Below are 15,332 nucleotides of genomic sequence, written 5' to 3' on the forward strand. Positions count from 1 at the left end.
GCCTAGTTGCTTATTGATCGGTTGCCGAAAGGCCAGCACTGGCGCTAATGATCCGAGCGTTCCGGGCGCTCGGCCTTTTCTACAGACTCAACTTTCTCTACCTTTTCGACCTTTTCGACCTTTTCCACGGTCTCCGGCCGTTCCACTTTTTCGACTTTCTCCACCGTCTCGGGGCGTTCCACTTTTTCGACCCGCTCTACCGTTTCGGGCCGTTCGACTTTCTCGACCTTTTCGACGCGCTCCACTGTCTCGGGTCGTTCGACCTTCTCGACCTTCTCGACCCGCTCAACTTTCTCGACTTTTTCAGGCCTTTCTACCTTCTCCACTTTTTCGACTTTTTCGACTTTTTCGACCTTTTCCGGCCTTTCCACCTTCTCGGCCTTTTCTACTTTCTCGACCTTTTCTACTTTCTCGACCTTCTCGACCTTCTCGACCTTTTCCGCCTTCTCAACCTTTTCAGGCTGCTCGACTTTCTCCACGCGCTCCGACTTACCAGACTTATCCACAGCGTCAGACTTGCCACTGTCTTCACGGCCGCTACCGTGGTTCTCCGAGCGATCAATGTCACTGCCATGGCTGCTGTCGCTGCGCACACTTTCCGTACGGCTGCTGCCGCTGCTGTGGTCATTGGAGCTGCCCGAATGCTCGGTGCGTTGTGCGCCAGCGTCATCCGAACGGGTGCCGCGCTCGACAGGCGACTGGCCCGAGTGATCGACGCGCTCCGGGGTGACTTCCACGCGGCTGGCCCGCACTTCGCGTGCCCCTGTGTACACCCCGCTCACACGCACGCGCTGGTCCAGGGCCAGTTTGGCGGCCTGATCAGCTGTTTTGCGATCCAGGGTGACGTTCACGCCGCCGACGACCAGGCCATTGCCTTGGCGCCCTTGCACCAGGCCTTCGATCACCACCTCGCGTACCCGCCCGGTAAACGGCATGCTCGGGTCAGGCCGGGTCTGGCTGACCTCCAGCTGCCGGCCCGTCCACTGGCCACGCACAAGTACTTCCTGCGCAGGCGCTACACGGGCTCCGAGCTTCAGCCCCTGCAAGCTGCCGGTGCGATCGACCGCGCCGATGGCGCTGGCTTCCTTGAGCCCCGGCGCACGCTCGATGCGGCTGGCCACGACCACACCCTGGGCATCGCGAAGCCCGCTGACCTTGACCGGTTCCCCCGGCCGCAGCCCTTCGGCGACCCGGGCGCCGGGCGCCAGGCGTACCGGTTGCCCCATCACCCGCAACGGGGCTGAAGCATTCGGCAGTGCCGTCAGTGGCCCGGCATACGCGTGCAGGATTGCGATCCGCCCGGCCTGCAGGCCGCGTTTCGTGGTGAAGGCCTCCACCGCCACTACTTGGCCGATGGCCAGGTGACCACTGCTGGCGGCGACACCGTTTTCACTCACGGGCACGTCCTTGCCGAAATGCACTTCCATGCCGTTGACGCAGATCGAAGCGAAGCCGGTAATGGTGCCGACGATACCGGTGCCGCCAGTACCGCCCGGGTGCAGGATCGGCGCGCCCGAGCCACCAACGCCACCAGCGTCGCGATTATTGAGGACGTCATCCACACCTGTAGCCACCGCCCCGGTGCCGCCGGTTCCTCCGGGGCGTTTCTGAACCGGTGCGCCGCTGCCTCCCACACCACCGCTGTCGGTCTGGATACCGGTGCCGCCAACACCGCCAGGCATCGCCCCGGTCCCCCCGGTGCCGCCCGGAAACTGCAAACCCGATGCCCCCGACATACCAATTTCATCGCGGCTGACACACGCCGGTGCAGCATGGCCCCACGCAGGAAGCCCTAGCGCGAGAGCCAGGGCAATGACAGCGGCACGAAAGCGGCGCAGGGAACTGATCATGAGTGCGGCGTCGTGGGGGTAGTAGGCTCAGTGTAGAAATAAAGCCCGATGGTGATGCGCTGTGGCTGCTCAAGGGTTGGTAAATCGCGCTCTTCCAGGTCTGCCGCCAGTCGGCTTAAGCCGAGCAATAGCTGCATCCCCTCACCGGCTACTGCCTCGCGCAAGGTTTCAACGCTGACCGGCGCCAAAGCATCGTAGTGCACGCTGCGCTCGAAGAAGGGCTGGCCCTCCCCGCTCAGGTTATGCACAGCGGCGCTCGCATGGTCGTGCAGGTTGTGCGCCAGGTAGGCGGCTTTTTCATCAAAGCCCTGCTGCGGCACAAAGGCCTGCGCCTGAAGGTGCACACAATCCTGCTCGTCGAGCCGCACGATACCCAGTCGCAACCACTCGTCGAGTACTACCCGTGCGCGGATGTCCTTGCTGACACTGGCCACCAGGGCATCGAACGAGCACTCCCCACCCACGCTGGCCAAGCGTGGCAAGGCCAGCGCCTGGCCGCGTGCCTGGCAAAAGGGTTGGCTATTGCTCCAGACGTTGACCAGGTGGGCACCCAGCGTGATGTTCTGTGGCAGTGCGGCAGTCTGCGCTTCGCCTTCCTGGCGCAGGCGCCGAACATCCTTGCGGTGCACGCCGGTCAGCAGGCTGATACGGCTGTCGCTCGGCGCCTTGTCGTCCAGGCGGAACTCGCGGTCAGCCACATCGACGAACACCTCCTTGAGCAGATCAGCGAACACCGTGTAGGTGACCCCCTTGCGCAGCATCAGCCGCACCAGTGGGCGCATGACCCGCAGCAAAGCGCTTAATAACGCAGGAGGGAGAGTAGGCGATTGCATTCAGCGCATTCCTTGTCAGAGGGCCTCAGTATAAATACGTGGGGAAAGCCCCATGCAAAACCCGCCCCCAGGGTTTTGCATGGGCCCCGGTTGTGTCAATCAGCTCCTGCTGTTGTCATCCCCAGGTTCCCCGCCGACGTGATTGCCATGGTCATCACCCGGTTCGCCACCCACATGATTGCCGTGATCATCACCAGGCTCACCGCCAACATGATTACCATGGTCGTCGCCAGGTTCACCGCCAACATGATTGCCATGGTCATCCCCGGGCTCACCGCCCACATGATTGCCATGGTCATCCCCGGGCTCACCACCAACATGATTGCCATGATCATCGCCAGGTTCTGAATGGTTGCTGCTGCGCCCGGAGTTCGAGTTGCCGGCCTGGCCCTGGCCTGAATCGCCATGGTCGCTACCACTATGACCGCTGCTACCACTGCCGTTGCCAGCATGGCCACCACTGCCACTTCCGCTACCACCGCTACTTCCACCATGGCCGCCGCCACCTCCGCTTCCACCACCACTACCACCGTGGCCGCCACCGCCGCCACTTCCGCCGCCGCCACCACCGTGGCCGCCACCACCGCCACTTCCGCCACCACTACCACCGTGGCCGCCACCGCCGCCACTTCCGCCGCCGCCACCACCGTGGCCGCCACCACCGCCACTTCCGCCGCCGCCACCACCGTGGCCACCACCACCGCCACTTCCGCCGCCACCACCACCGTGGCCACCACCACCGCCACCGCCATGACCGCCACCGCCGCCGTGGCCACCACCGCCTCCCCCACCATCTTTGGCGTAGGCACTTGAATCATGAGAAATCGAATCCGGGACCAAAACGAGGGAGGCCGACAGCACGCCGCCGATGGCCATCGCCAGTAGAGCCTGTTTGAACAGCCGTTGAGTCTGCATCGTCCGTCTCCTGGTCACTTACCGCGAGAACGCCAAATCAAATCGGGAATGGGTCTGTGTTTTTCTAGTTTTTCTCGTGGGAAATTTTCCCACATAAAAAAAATTAGACCCCTTTACCGACGCGATCAAGCGACTCAGGGAAAAGCCGACCGATGGTTGCTGAAGACAAATGATGCGGATAGAGGTTGCCAGCGGGCCTTAACCCGCTGATAGGAGGGCAGTGAAATCCATGAGACAGGCGTAATCGGTGCTGAGCATTACCGGCTTAAGCAGCGCTGCGCAATCCCGGAAGGCTGATCAACGACCAGCCTGCTTCCGGCTCAGCCAATACCAGGCGTACCGCCTCGCTGTTGTCAGGCTCAAGCAGTTTGGGCGCCAGATCCCCCACCAGCCAGTTCGCCGTGTTGGAGGCGATCACCCGGCCGTCTGCCGATATCAGCACCGCTTCATGCGCAAGACGCATCAGGCTGCGTACCAGCATGCGCTCGACGTTGTGCAGCGACAGATCCAGCCCGGCCACGCCAATGAACTGACCCTGCACAAAAATGGGCATGGTGAAGGTCAGCACATACATGTTGGTGCCGTAGAGGTCAACGTAAGGCCCCTCGACGCTGCTGGTGCCGGACTCGCGCGGGCGGCTGAACCAGGGTGCGGCGGTATAGTCGTAGAAATTTTCTCGGCGGCGGTCGAAGTTGGGGCGCAGCGGCAGGGTTTTGCCGGCATCTGCCAGGTACCACCACTCCAGGTGCATCTCGCGGTCGGCGAGGCTGCCCGGCTCGAGGATCACGCCTCCGCCGCACCCAAAGGCGCCGGTGGCCAGCAATTGCCGGTCGATGGCTGGCCTGAGCAAGGCCAGGTCTTTGGCAACCGGTTGGCGGCCTTCGGCTACTACGCGCTCCCAGAGCTCGCAGGTTTCATCCACCAGCTGGCGGACCTGGCTGAAGATGGTCTCCAGGGTGCTGTTGAGCTGCCGAGCGCACGCAGACAGGGGATCGTTTTCGCTCAGGGCAAACATGGCATTTCCTCAGGCAGTATTGGCTTTATTTTTATCAGTTCGGGTTTCTGGTTCAAACCCACTAAGGTCTACGCAAGTACCGCGCCAGCCTCGCCCTCGCTTTCACTTTCCGCCAGCAACTCCAGGCGCAGGCCGATCAGACGCTTGATACCGCGGCTGACATGAGCCTCGGCCAGGGCGCCGGCCAACACCGTGTCGTTGCTGACCAGGGCCTGGAGGATGGCCCGGTGCTCTTGTTCAACCACAGTGACATCGCCCCCACCGGCAGCCTCCAGCCAGAGCAACTCACCCACCTCTGACTGCAAGCGCATTTCGGCATGGGTCAGACGCAACGATTGCGCGGCCGCAGCTACTTCGATGTGAAAACGTGCATCGGCGCGATGGCGCCCCAGGCGTGTACCCGCCTGTTTCAAGGTATCGATGTGCTGGGCGATCCGCGCGTACTGCTCCTTGGAGCCACGCTGTGCCGCCAGGCGTGCCGCCGTGCCGGAGATCGCCAGTTGTTCATCGCCCAGGTCGCGCAAGTCCGGACCGCTCATTTCCCGCAGCCGCTGCAACAACAACACCTCGGGCAATTCCACCGGCGCACAGACAAAGCTGCCGCCATTGCGCCCACGCCGGGTTTCGATCAGGCCGCGTTGACGCAGCACCACCAAGGCTTCGCGCAGGGTGACGGTGGCAACGCCCAGTTGCATTGCCAGTTCGGTTTCACTGGGCAGTTGCTGCCCTTCGGCAAAAAGGCCCAGTTCGATCGCTTCCACCAGCCGCCGCGCCACCTCATCGGTGCGCCCTTCCTGGCGCAGCCGGATGAAGGCAGTACTACGGGCAGTATTCAGGGCACTCATTGGCTCTCCATAGTCAGCATTGCACAGGCCCAGGCAGACCCCGCTAAACGTTCAGTTCCGTATCTTATAGCGATTGAGCAGCCCCTGACACCGTCGATTTCAGCCTGCCATCGGTAAAAACCACCCGACAAAGCTGATTTCAACCCGACAGAAGGACAGTTGGCAAAGCTCGAACATTAAGATATGTTTTCATATGTTTAATGCGGTCAGCGGGCAAATGCACCTCTGCGCCCTGCATTGGCCGAGCGATTTCTCAACCTATAAGACCGACCAAGGGATACGCCATGCAAACCAAACTCCTGATCAACGGCCAGTTGGTCAACGGCGAAGGCGCCAGCCACGCCGTGTACAACCCCTCCCTGGGCACGGTGCTGGTAGACATCGCCGAAGCCAGCAGCGCTCAGGTCGAGGCAGCGGTGGCCGCGGCCGACCAGGCATTCGACGCGTGGGCGCAAACGCCACCCAAGGATCGCGCCCAGCTGCTGCTGAAACTGGCCGACCGGATCGAAGCCGAAGCCGAAGTACTGGCCCGTCTGGAGTCGCAAAACTGTGGCAAGCCTTACCAGGCAGCGCTGAACGACGAAATTCCGGCCATCGCCGACGTGTTCCGCTTTTTCGCCGGCGCCAGCCGTTGCCTGAACGGCTCGGCCGGGGGCGAATACCTGCCGGGCCACACCTCGATGATTCGCCGTGACCCGCTCGGTGTGGTGGCGTCGATTGCCCCCTGGAACTACCCGCTGATGATGGTCGCGTGGAAACTGGCCCCTGCCCTGGCCGCCGGTAACTGCGTGGTGCTCAAACCTTCTGAGCAAACCCCGCTGACCGCCCTGAAACTGGCCGAATTCATTGCCGAGCTTTTCCCGGCCGGTGTGGTCAACATTCTGTTCGGCCGTGGCCCGAGCGTCGGTGAACCGTTGGTTACCCATCCCAAAGTGCGCCTGGTTTCGCTCACCGGCTCCGTGGCCACCGGTGCGCGCATCGTCGCCAACACTGCCAGCAGCGTGAAACGCACTCACATGGAACTGGGCGGCAAAGCCCCGGTGCTGATTTTCGACGACGCCGATATCGATGCCGCCGTCGAAGGTATCCGCGCCTTCGGTTTCTACAACGCCGGCCAGGATTGCACCGCCGCCTGCCGTCTGTACGTGCAGCAAGGCGTCTACGAGACTTTCGTGCAGAAGCTCGGTGAAGCCGTTGGCAGCATTCGCCATGGCCTGCAGGACGACCCGGAAACGGAACTCGGCCCACTGATCACACAAGATCACCTGGAGCGTGTTGCCGGTTTCGTCGAACGTGCCAAAGCCCAGCCGCACATCCGTGTCATCACCGGTGGCAAGCGTGTCGAGGGCCCTGGGTTCTTCTTCGAGCCGACTGTGCTGGCTGACGCCCGCCAGGATGATGAAATCGTCCAGCGCGAAGTCTTCGGCCCCGTGGTCAGCGTCACGCCATTCACTGACGAAGCCCAGGCCCTGGCCTTCGCCAACGATTCCGACTACGGCCTGGCCTCTTCGGTCTGGACCCGCGACGTCGGCCGCGCCAGCCGCCTGGCCGCCCGTTTGCAGTACGGCTGCACCTGGGTCAACACGCACTTCATGCTGATCAGCGAGATGCCCCACGGCGGCATGAAGCAGTCGGGCTACGGCAAGGACATGTCGATGTATGGCCTGGAAGATTACACCTGCGTACGCCACGTGATGTTCAAACACTAAGGCGCAGCAGAAGCGTTAAATTAACCGCACTATAAACATATAAAATAATAGGTAATATGCATGCTTATCACCGGCATCAAAAGCCGCCCGGTCTATGACCGCCTGCAACCGATGGCAGGCGGCTTGCGCCACCTGATCGTCGGCCAGGGCAGTGGCGGCGAGGCCATGCTGCGCCTGATCGGCGACATGACCCCGAGCCAGCGGGCCAACAGCACGCTGCTGTATTCCACCGAATCCTTCTCCGGGCACAACCACCTGGCGGCGCTGCGCCAGGCCGAGGCCGGCGACCTGCAGGTGTTCGACAGCAACCAGGCGCTGATCGAAGGCCTGCGCCGTCTGCTTGACACCGCGCACATGGGTACCCGCCTGTACCTGAGCGGCTCGGAAAGCTTCATCGGCACCACCATGCAGGCCGCCAACGCGGTGGACCTGAACCGTGACGAAGTGCTGCGTGAACACAGTGGCACCCTGGTTCGCCGTGTCTGGTGCGCCCATTGCGACACCTACACCGAAAACGTTACCCACCGTGTATTCACCTGCCCCGGCTGCCAGCTCGACCTGGTAGTGCGCGACCACTATTCCCGCCGCCTGGCCGCCTTCCAGGGCATCAAGGCTGACGGTGAAGTCCCAGGCGAAATGCCACCTGCCGAGGAGCTGGATACATGAACACGCACAACGGAACCCTGAGCGTACGGGTTACACGCATCGAGACGCTGACCCCGGAAATCAAGCGCTTCACCTTCGTCGACCCCGACGGCAAGCACTTACCGGCCTTCTCCGGTGGCAGCCACGTGGTTGTGGTGATGGAAGACGGCGACAAGACCCATCGCAATGCCTACTCGCTGATGGGCTCACCGTACGACTCCAGCGCCTACCAGATCGCCGTGCGCCGCGTCGAAGACGGCCGTGGCGGTTCGCGCCACCTGCATGACTGTGTCGAAGAAGGCGCGCTGCTGCAGATCCTGCAACCGGCCAACCTGTTTCCGCTGGCCAAGCATGCGCGTCAGCACGTGTTCATCGCGGGCGGTGTGGGTATCACCCCGGTGTACTCGCAGATGGAAGAGCTGCACATCAAGCAGGCCGACTTCGAACTGCACCTGGCGGTACGCGGCCCGGACCACATGGCATTGGGCCTGGAACTGCAAGCACGCTACGGCAACCGCGTGCACCTGTACGTGCAGGGCCAGGACGCGCGCATGGACATCCGCCAGATCCTCGCCGAGCGTCCGCTGGGCAGCCATGTGTATGTCTGCGGCCCGGACAGCATGATCGACGACACCCTCGACAGCGCCCATGCGCTGGGCTGGACCGACAGCCATATCCATTACGAGCGTTTCGTCGAGCAGGGCTCAAACGGCCAGCCGTTCAGCGTCACCCTGGCCCGCCAGGGCGTGACCATCGACGTGCCGCCTGACCAGTCGCTGCTCGAAGCCGCCGAACAGGCCGGCTACAAAGTGCCGTACCTGTGCCGCGGCGGTGCCTGCGGTTACTGCGAGACCGAAGTACTGGAAGTCGAAGGCGAGCTGGACCACCGCGACGACTGGCTCAGCGAAGAAGACAAGCTCAGCAATCGCAAATTCATGCCGTGCGTATCCCGCGCCTGCGGTAGCCGCCTGGTCGTAGACCTCTAATAACAGGAATCAACGTCATGACCGTTTTCAAGCCAATCGAAACCTACTCCGGCGACTACACCTACAGCAACAGCCGCGAGGCCATCACGCGTCTGCCGTTCCCGTACCCGGAAGACGAGTACATGTACTCGATGAACGTCGAGCCACACGTACCGTTCGGCAAGGGCGCACTGCGTGCCCAGTTCGACATCGACGAACACTACATCTCCGAATGCCACCACCGCGCCAAGACCCTCGAAGAGCAGCCGGGCGTGCACTACGCTGCCCTGCCGCACATGATGGAAGCCCAGTGGGACCTGCTGGAGCTGCTGATGGAGTCGTACTCGCGGGACTTCCCCGAGCACTTCACCCTGGAGAAGAACGGCAGCCAGTGGCACTGGATCAACCGCCCGCTGCAGATCGACCAGACCTTTACCTTCGGTGACGCCAGCACCCTGCCGATGGAACCGATGGAGTACATCACCCGTCAGGCCCAGGGCGAGTTCATCCTGCTTGAAGAGCGTGACGACACCCTGGTGATGGGCGCCGGCATGGCCACCCAGCGCGCCGACTACTCGCTGCGCTTCAACCTCGGCATGAGCTTCATGGAGTTCCACGGCCCGGTGCCGAAGCTACATGAAATGGGCATTCTGCAGCGCGCACTGAAGTTCCTCCTGCGCCTGCGTCCGGGCCATCCGGTGCGCCGCACCAACTGGTCGATCACGGTCAACCCGCGCCTGGAAACTTCGGCCGAGACCCTGCCGGACTGGGCCCCGGACCGCACCATCGTCACCGCTGAAAATGCCGGTGATCTGGTCAACTTGCGTATTGAGCTGCAACCGCTGCATCGTCTGCCGCGCAGTAACGCCGTGCTGTTCCCTGTGCGCACCTACCTTGTGAGCCTCAAGCAGCTGGCCGAGTTCGCCCCCCAGTGGGCCAAGCGCATGCACCGTGTGATCCGCGACCTTGATCAGGAACTGGTCGACTACAAAGGCTTCACCCGTTATCGCGACGCGATGGTCACCTGGCTGTCGCAATACGACGACGGCACGCCAGTGGACGAGAGCCAACAGTAAGTTTTCAGAAATGAGCGCGCCATAATGGCGCGCTTTTTTGCACTGCGTGCTTGCCAACCAGGGATTACCCCGATGAAAAAAACAATACGCAACTTTTTGCCCGAGAGCTGGAGCCTGGTGTTCTCCGCCGCAGCATCCGCTTACGGAGTCGGCTTGCTCGGCTTATGGGCGCTGCCGTTCCTGATCAGCGCCATCATCAACGACCTCAAACTCAATGAGGCCCAGGCCGGCATTCTGATGTCGGCTGAATTCGTCTTCACCATGCTCGCTTCACTGCTGGTCGCGCCCTACATGGGCCGCGCGCCACGACGTACCCTGGCGATTGTGGGCACGCTGCTGGCGATCGGTGCCAACCTGGTCAGCGCCAACATGACCGAACTCTACTCGCTGGCAGCCGTGCGTTGCGTCGCCGGTGTCGGTGCCGGCCTGGCCCTGGCGTGCGGTAACGCCAGCGTCTCCAGCGCCAAGCAGCCGGACCGCATTGCCGGGCACATGAATGTGCTGTCGGTGCTGCTGATGATCGTGGTGATGCTCGGCTACGCCAAGGTCATGGCCCTGTATGGCCTGTCGGGTCTGTACTACGCCATGGCAGCGACCATGGCCGTGATGCTGCTGGCGATTCCGGCCATGCAACAGCGTGCACCCGTGGCCGAAGCGGCGCCCCATGCACGCAACGCCAAAGGCGGTGCAGGCAACGTGCTGTTGAGCCTGCCGGCGATCTGCATGATGCTGGCGATGTTCGTCTTCCAGGCCCGCGATACCATGGGCTGGGCCTTCGTCGAGCGTATCGGCACGATGGTCGGTTATAGCGGCGACGAGCTGGGGGCCTTGCTGTCCTTCCAGTCGTTTGTCGGCCTGATCGGCCCGCTGCTGGCCGCCATGGTTGGCAAGCGCTTCGGCCTGAGCACCCCGGTGATCCTGGCGATTCTGCTGACCGGCGCAACCAGCCTGGCCTACGTACTGGGCGAGCATTCCAAGTCGCTGTACACCATGGGGGTGATGACTATTTGCGTCACCTACTTCTACGCCCTCAGCTACCTGACCGGCCTGGCCGCAGCGCTTGATCGTGAGGGTCGCGTGGTGGCGGCAGCGAGCAGCTTCCTTAGCCTGGGCCTGGCAGTTGGCCCGGCAATTTCAGGTGGTCTGATCTCGCTGGGCGGCTTCACCCTGGCCGCCTGGGGCATCGGCGTTACCGTGCTACTGACCTTGCTGTTGGTGATGATTCCACTGGCGAGCATTCGTCGTGAAGAGTCCGGCTTGACGCTGGCGGCAGCAACCTGACGCCCCATCGCCGTCTCCCACAGGGCTTTGCTTTGTCCCTGTGGGAGCGGGTTTACCCGCGAAGGTTTACCGGGATACCAGACCGCCGCGAAACGCTCAGGGCAAATACAGCCTGAACAAGCCCCCGCCCAACGCCCCGCCGTTGGCAATCTCGATTCGCCCTTTCACGCCATTGCGTTCATGCAGGGCCGCAATCCGCGCCGCGAAGTACAGCCCCAACCCGGTGCTGCCGCTTTGCGCATCGATACCCTGCACATAGTCATGCTGGCGCTCCAGCATGCGCACGGGGAACCCCGGGCCGTCGTCGTTGATGCTCAGCACCAGCTGCTCGTCTTCCTCGCTCACCGCAATCAGCAAGGTATGACCGGCGTAGCGAATGGCGTTATTGAGGATGTTCGCTACCACCGAGCCGACCAGTTCACGGTCGAAAAAGCCCAACGGGCTCGGGGTTTCGATACGAAAGCTGGCGAGGATGTCACGGTGCTGCAACAGGTTCTGCTGCGCCGCCAGCTGCGCTTCGATAAAGTCATCCAGCTCATGGTAGTCCGGGCACATGGGCAACTGGTTGACGCCCAGTTTGTACAGGCCCAGCAACTGCACGAGCATGCCGTTGAGGTGAGTAAACTCATGCTCCATCACCCCCTGCTCGCTCGCAGCGCGCTGGGCCGGGGGCAGCCGTTCGAGCCACTGGCTATGGGCCTGGATCAAGGCGGCCAGGGAGTTTTTCATGTCGTGTACGGTGGAGGCGATCACCGTGGAAAAATCCAGCCCCTGTCTGTCCTGGTTCATGCGCCAAAAGCCCGGCTGTGCAGTTTACGGTAGCGGTCGTAGCGGCTATCGCTCTCAGGGATGCCCGCCACACAGCTCAGGCAGGCACGGAACTCGTCCATGATCGCCGCCGGCGGCGTCTCACCGCCAATGCGCAGCAACGCCTGGGCGGTATTGAGGGCAATACTGATGTTCTTCGGCTGCAAGCCCAAGGCGCGGCGGAACAGCGCCAGGGCTTCGCTGAGTTGCCCCCCCTGATAACTGCGTACCCCCTGGCGGTTGAGGTCGACGGCCTCGGTCACCGCCCCCAGCACGCTCGGGTCATCGGTCAGGCGCGACACGCTCTGCATGACCTTGGGGTCGTCGCCGTAGGTCTCCACGCAGTTTTTCAGGATCGCGGTACCGGCCGAATCCTGCCCCAGTTTCTGCAGCTGGGTAGCGACCACCAGGGCAGCTTCGACAGAAAAGAACTGATCCATTTTCTCCAGCCGGGCCATGGCCTGCTCGGTCAGCTTTGCCGCTGTTTCGGCATCGCCGGCTTGCTGCAGGCTGGCGGCTTTCATCAGCCGGGCGCGAACCTGCAAGCCCTGATCCTCGACGTTTTCCTTGGCCACTTCGCTGAGCACGGTGTTGATTTCAACCCGGGTGCGCGCATCCAGACCGTTACCGGCGTTCTTGTTCATTAGTGCCTGAACCAGACCGAGATTACTTTCCGGGTCTTTGTAGCGTGAGCTCTGGCCCTGGTTGACTGCATGCCGGTAGGCCTTCGAGGAGGTGTCGAAGTCGTCGTTGCTCAAGGCCAGTTTGCCCAGCATCATTTGCCGGCGCACCGCCAGCGGCGACAGGCGCACCGCCTCTTCCAGCACGCCCTGGGCGCGCTTGTTTTCGCCGCGCGCCACCAACACTTCGGCCAACCCGTCGTACAGCCCCGGCATCATCGGAAAGGCCTTGAGCGCCTGCTCGTAAATACCTTGGGCCTGCGCAAACTGATTGCGTTTGTACAACAGGCTGCCCAGTGCCGCGTACGCCCACGGCGTGGCGCGGCTGGAAATGATCGTGGTGAGGAACTTCTCGAGCTCGTCGTAGCGGTTGAGGTCACGCAGGGCATCGGCGCGGTAACGCAGGCACAACGGCGCAAAGCGCGGGTCCTTTTTGCACAGCTCGGCGCACGCGGCCAGGACTTCCGCTGGACGACCCCGGTCCAGGGCCTGCAGGATCGGCTTGAGTAAGGTTTTGCGTTGCACCAGTTTTTCCAGGCGCTGGGCCAGGCCGATACGGTTGAACGGCTTGGTCAGGTAGGCATCAGGTTCGTGCTCCAGGGCACTGAGGACAATGGCCTGGCTGGTTTCGGCGGTGACCATGAGGAACACGCACTCATGGCTGATCAACTTGTCGAGGATCAGGTCTTCGAGCACCTGCTGACCGTTCTTCTTGCCGTCCCCCAGGTGGAAATCCTGAAGGATGAAGTCATACCGCTTTTGCGCACACATGCGCAGGGCCTGCTCACCGCTGTCAGCGGTGTCGACGTCCCGCACACCCAGCTCGCGCAGCATGGAGCGACAGGAACTGCGAAAATCCGAGAAATCATCGACGATCAGAAAACTTTTTTGGCTGTAGACCTGCATCCACGAAACCCGACATGGCAAATAAAAAAAAGGATGCACAGACCTCGACACGCACAGGCTGGCTTCGCGGGTAAATCAACGTCACGCACAAGCGCCAGCGGCGGCGACCCGGAACTCATTGTCACCACTGCGCTTGGCTTCATACATGGCCAGGTCGGCAAGGTGAATCAGGGTATCCATGCTTGAAGCATGGTCCGGATAGATCGCAACGCCCAGGCTGGTTCCCACCTGCAACAGCTCGCCGGAAACGATCATCGGGAACGCCAGCGTCTCAAGCACATTACTGCAAATCAGCTGGACTTCCTGCTCCAGGCCCACACCGGGTGCAAACCCTTCAAGCAGCAGAACGAACTCGTCGCCACCGATCCTGGCCACAGTATCGGCCGCACGCAGCATTTGCTTGAGCCGACTGGCGGTAAACACCAGCACCTGATCGCCAAACGCGTGCCCCTTGCGGTCGTTGATCGCCTTGAAGTCGTTAAGGTCGAGAAACGCCAGCACCACCCGCGTATTGGTGTCGCGGGCCACGTCCAGTGCACGCGCCAGGCGTTGTTCCAGCACCACCCGGTTAGGCAGACCGGTCAACGCATCGTTGAGTGCCAGGCTCTGCAACTGATTGGCCCAGGCTTTCTCCTCGGTGATATCGCGGACGACGCCCATCATCTTCACCGCCACGCCCTGCTCGTTGCACACCACGTTGCCGGTCTCACGTAGCCAGCGGACACTGCCGTCGGGCCAGACCACGCGGTATTCCTCGTCATGGTTTTCGCCCGTCTCGATGCAACGCAGTTCACCGGCCCGCACGCGGGCGCTGTCGTCCGGGTGCACGCTGGCGCAAAAGCGCTCGTAGCTCGGGACAATTTCCCCGACCTGATAGCCGAACATGGGGTAGATGGCGTCGGACCAGAACAGTTGTTCGGTGTCGATATCCCAGTCCCAGGTGCCGATGCGGGCAAAGTACTGGCTGCGCTTGTAGCGCTCTACATCTTCCGCCGGAGCGATAGCACCCGAGGCCTGCTCGCGAAGCTGTCGCTCAAGGCGCCGCCCGCGCTGCAACGCAAGTAACCACAGGATCGCCAGGATGCCCAAGCCGACCCATGGCGCGATCAGGTACAGCGTCTGCAGCATGGCTATGCGCTCACGAATGGTAGCTATTAGCTATCATCCGCGATCCTCGACGCGCCGTAAAGTACGGCATAGAGGAGGCCTCAGCGTGCAGGTTGGCAAGTCAGTTCGGCGCCATACCACTTCACCTTGGCTTCACCCTGATGCTCCCAGAATTCCACCCCTTCACGTCCATACTTGCTGCCGCTGGCCGAAGGCTGAGCCATAACGATGGTCTGGTCGCCGCCGTAGGTGAGCACCGCTGCCTGGGGCGTGAGCTGGTTGTAGAACACTGCGGTGAAGGGCTGGCTGTCGTCACCGCAGTCGAACTCGACGGCGGCAGGGACCTGCACCGAGCCGGACTGGATCTGCAGTTCAACCATGCGCACCTGGTACTGCTCAAGCACGCAGGTGTCGGCATTACTGGCCTTCCAGCACTCGTCGCGGCCTTTGATCCAGCCGCGCTGGGTTGCCTTGAGCTGTTTTTGCGAATCGCTGTCGGCTTGCGCCAGGGTGCGCTTGTAGAGGGCCGCCAGGTCGCGATCGAGCTTGCTCAGTTGCGGGCTCTGGCACACCTTCAGGGCCATGCCCTCGGCGTTGTCACAGGAAAACGACGGCCCTTCTGCCGCCAGCGCGGCCCCTGTGAACAACCCGCCCGCCAACAGTGACACAGTGAACATGCGCAACATGAGCTGACGCTC

The 15,332-nt window shown here is 62.3% G+C and carries 14 protein-coding genes; 5 read left to right on the plus strand and 9 right to left on the minus strand.

Going from position 1 to position 15,332, the window contains the following annotated elements:
- Positions 1–44 precede the first annotated feature (44 nt).
- The 5 genes from DM813_RS07355 to DM813_RS07375 all read right to left on the minus strand — a co-directional run bounded on the left by DM813_RS07355 (position 45) and on the right by DM813_RS07375 (position 5,458).
- The gene (locus tag DM813_RS07355) at positions 45–1,850 is read right to left on the minus strand and encodes a DUF5666 domain-containing protein (protein ID WP_241653142.1); all 1,806 of its coding nucleotides are present in this window, start codon (positions 1,848–1,850) and stop codon (positions 45–47) included.
- Complete coding sequence (locus DM813_RS07360) at positions 1,847–2,683, minus strand: DUF6502 family protein (protein WP_128322746.1); 837 nt, start codon at positions 2,681–2,683, stop codon at positions 1,847–1,849. Before DM813_RS07360 ends, DM813_RS07355 begins: the two co-directional genes overlap by 4 nt.
- Positions 2,684–2,778: 95 nt before the next feature.
- Positions 2,779–3,501 carry a hypothetical protein gene (locus DM813_RS28410; protein WP_164897212.1) on the minus strand — a complete coding sequence of 241 codons (723 nt, stop codon included), beginning with the start codon at positions 3,499–3,501 and terminating at the stop codon, positions 2,779–2,781.
- A gap of 362 nt (positions 3,502–3,863) precedes the next feature.
- Positions 3,864–4,613, minus strand: coding sequence for a cache domain-containing protein (locus tag DM813_RS07370; protein ID WP_128322747.1), 750 nt, complete (start codon positions 4,611–4,613; stop codon positions 3,864–3,866).
- A 68-nt stretch (positions 4,614–4,681) separates the two neighbouring features.
- On the minus strand, positions 4,682–5,458 hold the full coding sequence (locus tag DM813_RS07375) for a FadR/GntR family transcriptional regulator (protein WP_128322748.1): 777 nt from the start codon (positions 5,456–5,458) through the stop codon (positions 4,682–4,684).
- 284 nt (positions 5,459–5,742) lie between these two features.
- Here DM813_RS07375 and DM813_RS07380 point away from each other — a divergent pair, with 284 nt between their 5' ends.
- The 5 genes from DM813_RS07380 to DM813_RS07400 all read left to right on the plus strand — a co-directional run bounded on the left by DM813_RS07380 (position 5,743) and on the right by DM813_RS07400 (position 11,134).
- Complete coding sequence (locus DM813_RS07380; RefSeq protein WP_128322749.1) at positions 5,743–7,167, plus strand: gamma-aminobutyraldehyde dehydrogenase; 1,425 nt, start codon at positions 5,743–5,745, stop codon at positions 7,165–7,167.
- 60 nt (positions 7,168–7,227) lie between these two features.
- Entirely contained in the window at positions 7,228–7,833 is a 606-nt protein-coding gene (locus tag DM813_RS07385) for a dimethylamine monooxygenase subunit DmmA family protein (protein WP_128322750.1), read from the plus strand.
- Positions 7,830–8,798, plus strand: a complete 969-nt coding sequence (locus DM813_RS07390; RefSeq protein ID WP_128322751.1) for a PDR/VanB family oxidoreductase — start codon at positions 7,830–7,832, stop codon at positions 8,796–8,798. The genes DM813_RS07385 and DM813_RS07390 overlap by 4 nt, the downstream gene beginning before the upstream one ends.
- Positions 8,799–8,815: 17 nt before the next feature.
- Complete coding sequence (locus tag DM813_RS07395) at positions 8,816–9,853, plus strand: heme-dependent oxidative N-demethylase family protein (RefSeq protein WP_128322752.1); 1,038 nt, start codon at positions 8,816–8,818, stop codon at positions 9,851–9,853.
- A gap of 72 nt (positions 9,854–9,925) precedes the next feature.
- Positions 9,926–11,134: an MFS transporter gene (locus tag DM813_RS07400; protein WP_128322753.1), complete on the plus strand. Its 1,209-nt coding sequence runs from the start codon at positions 9,926–9,928 to the stop codon at positions 11,132–11,134.
- Between the two features lie 96 nt (positions 11,135–11,230).
- Here DM813_RS07400 and DM813_RS07405 read toward each other — a convergent pair whose 3' ends face one another.
- The 4 genes from DM813_RS07405 to DM813_RS07420 all read right to left on the minus strand — a co-directional run bounded on the left by DM813_RS07405 (position 11,231) and on the right by DM813_RS07420 (position 15,320).
- Positions 11,231–11,923, minus strand: a complete 693-nt coding sequence (locus tag DM813_RS07405; protein ID WP_128322754.1) for a sensor histidine kinase — start codon at positions 11,921–11,923, stop codon at positions 11,231–11,233.
- Positions 11,920–13,527: a tetratricopeptide repeat-containing response regulator gene (locus DM813_RS07410; RefSeq protein WP_128322755.1), complete on the minus strand. Its 1,608-nt coding sequence runs from the start codon at positions 13,525–13,527 to the stop codon at positions 11,920–11,922. The genes DM813_RS07405 and DM813_RS07410 overlap by 4 nt, the downstream gene beginning before the upstream one ends.
- 81 nt (positions 13,528–13,608) lie before the next feature.
- Positions 13,609–14,655: a sensor domain-containing diguanylate cyclase gene (locus DM813_RS07415; RefSeq protein ID WP_128322756.1), complete on the minus strand. Its 1,047-nt coding sequence runs from the start codon at positions 14,653–14,655 to the stop codon at positions 13,609–13,611.
- A gap of 80 nt (positions 14,656–14,735) precedes the next feature.
- Positions 14,736–15,320 carry an MliC family protein gene (locus tag DM813_RS07420; RefSeq protein WP_241653144.1) on the minus strand — a complete coding sequence of 195 codons (585 nt, stop codon included), beginning with the start codon at positions 15,318–15,320 and terminating at the stop codon, positions 14,736–14,738.
- Between the last annotated feature and the right edge of the window lie 12 nt (positions 15,321–15,332).

Source organism: Pseudomonas alkylphenolica (assembly GCF_004025535.1).
GTDB classification, from domain to species: domain Bacteria; phylum Pseudomonadota; class Gammaproteobacteria; order Pseudomonadales; family Pseudomonadaceae; genus Aquipseudomonas; species Aquipseudomonas alkylphenolica_A.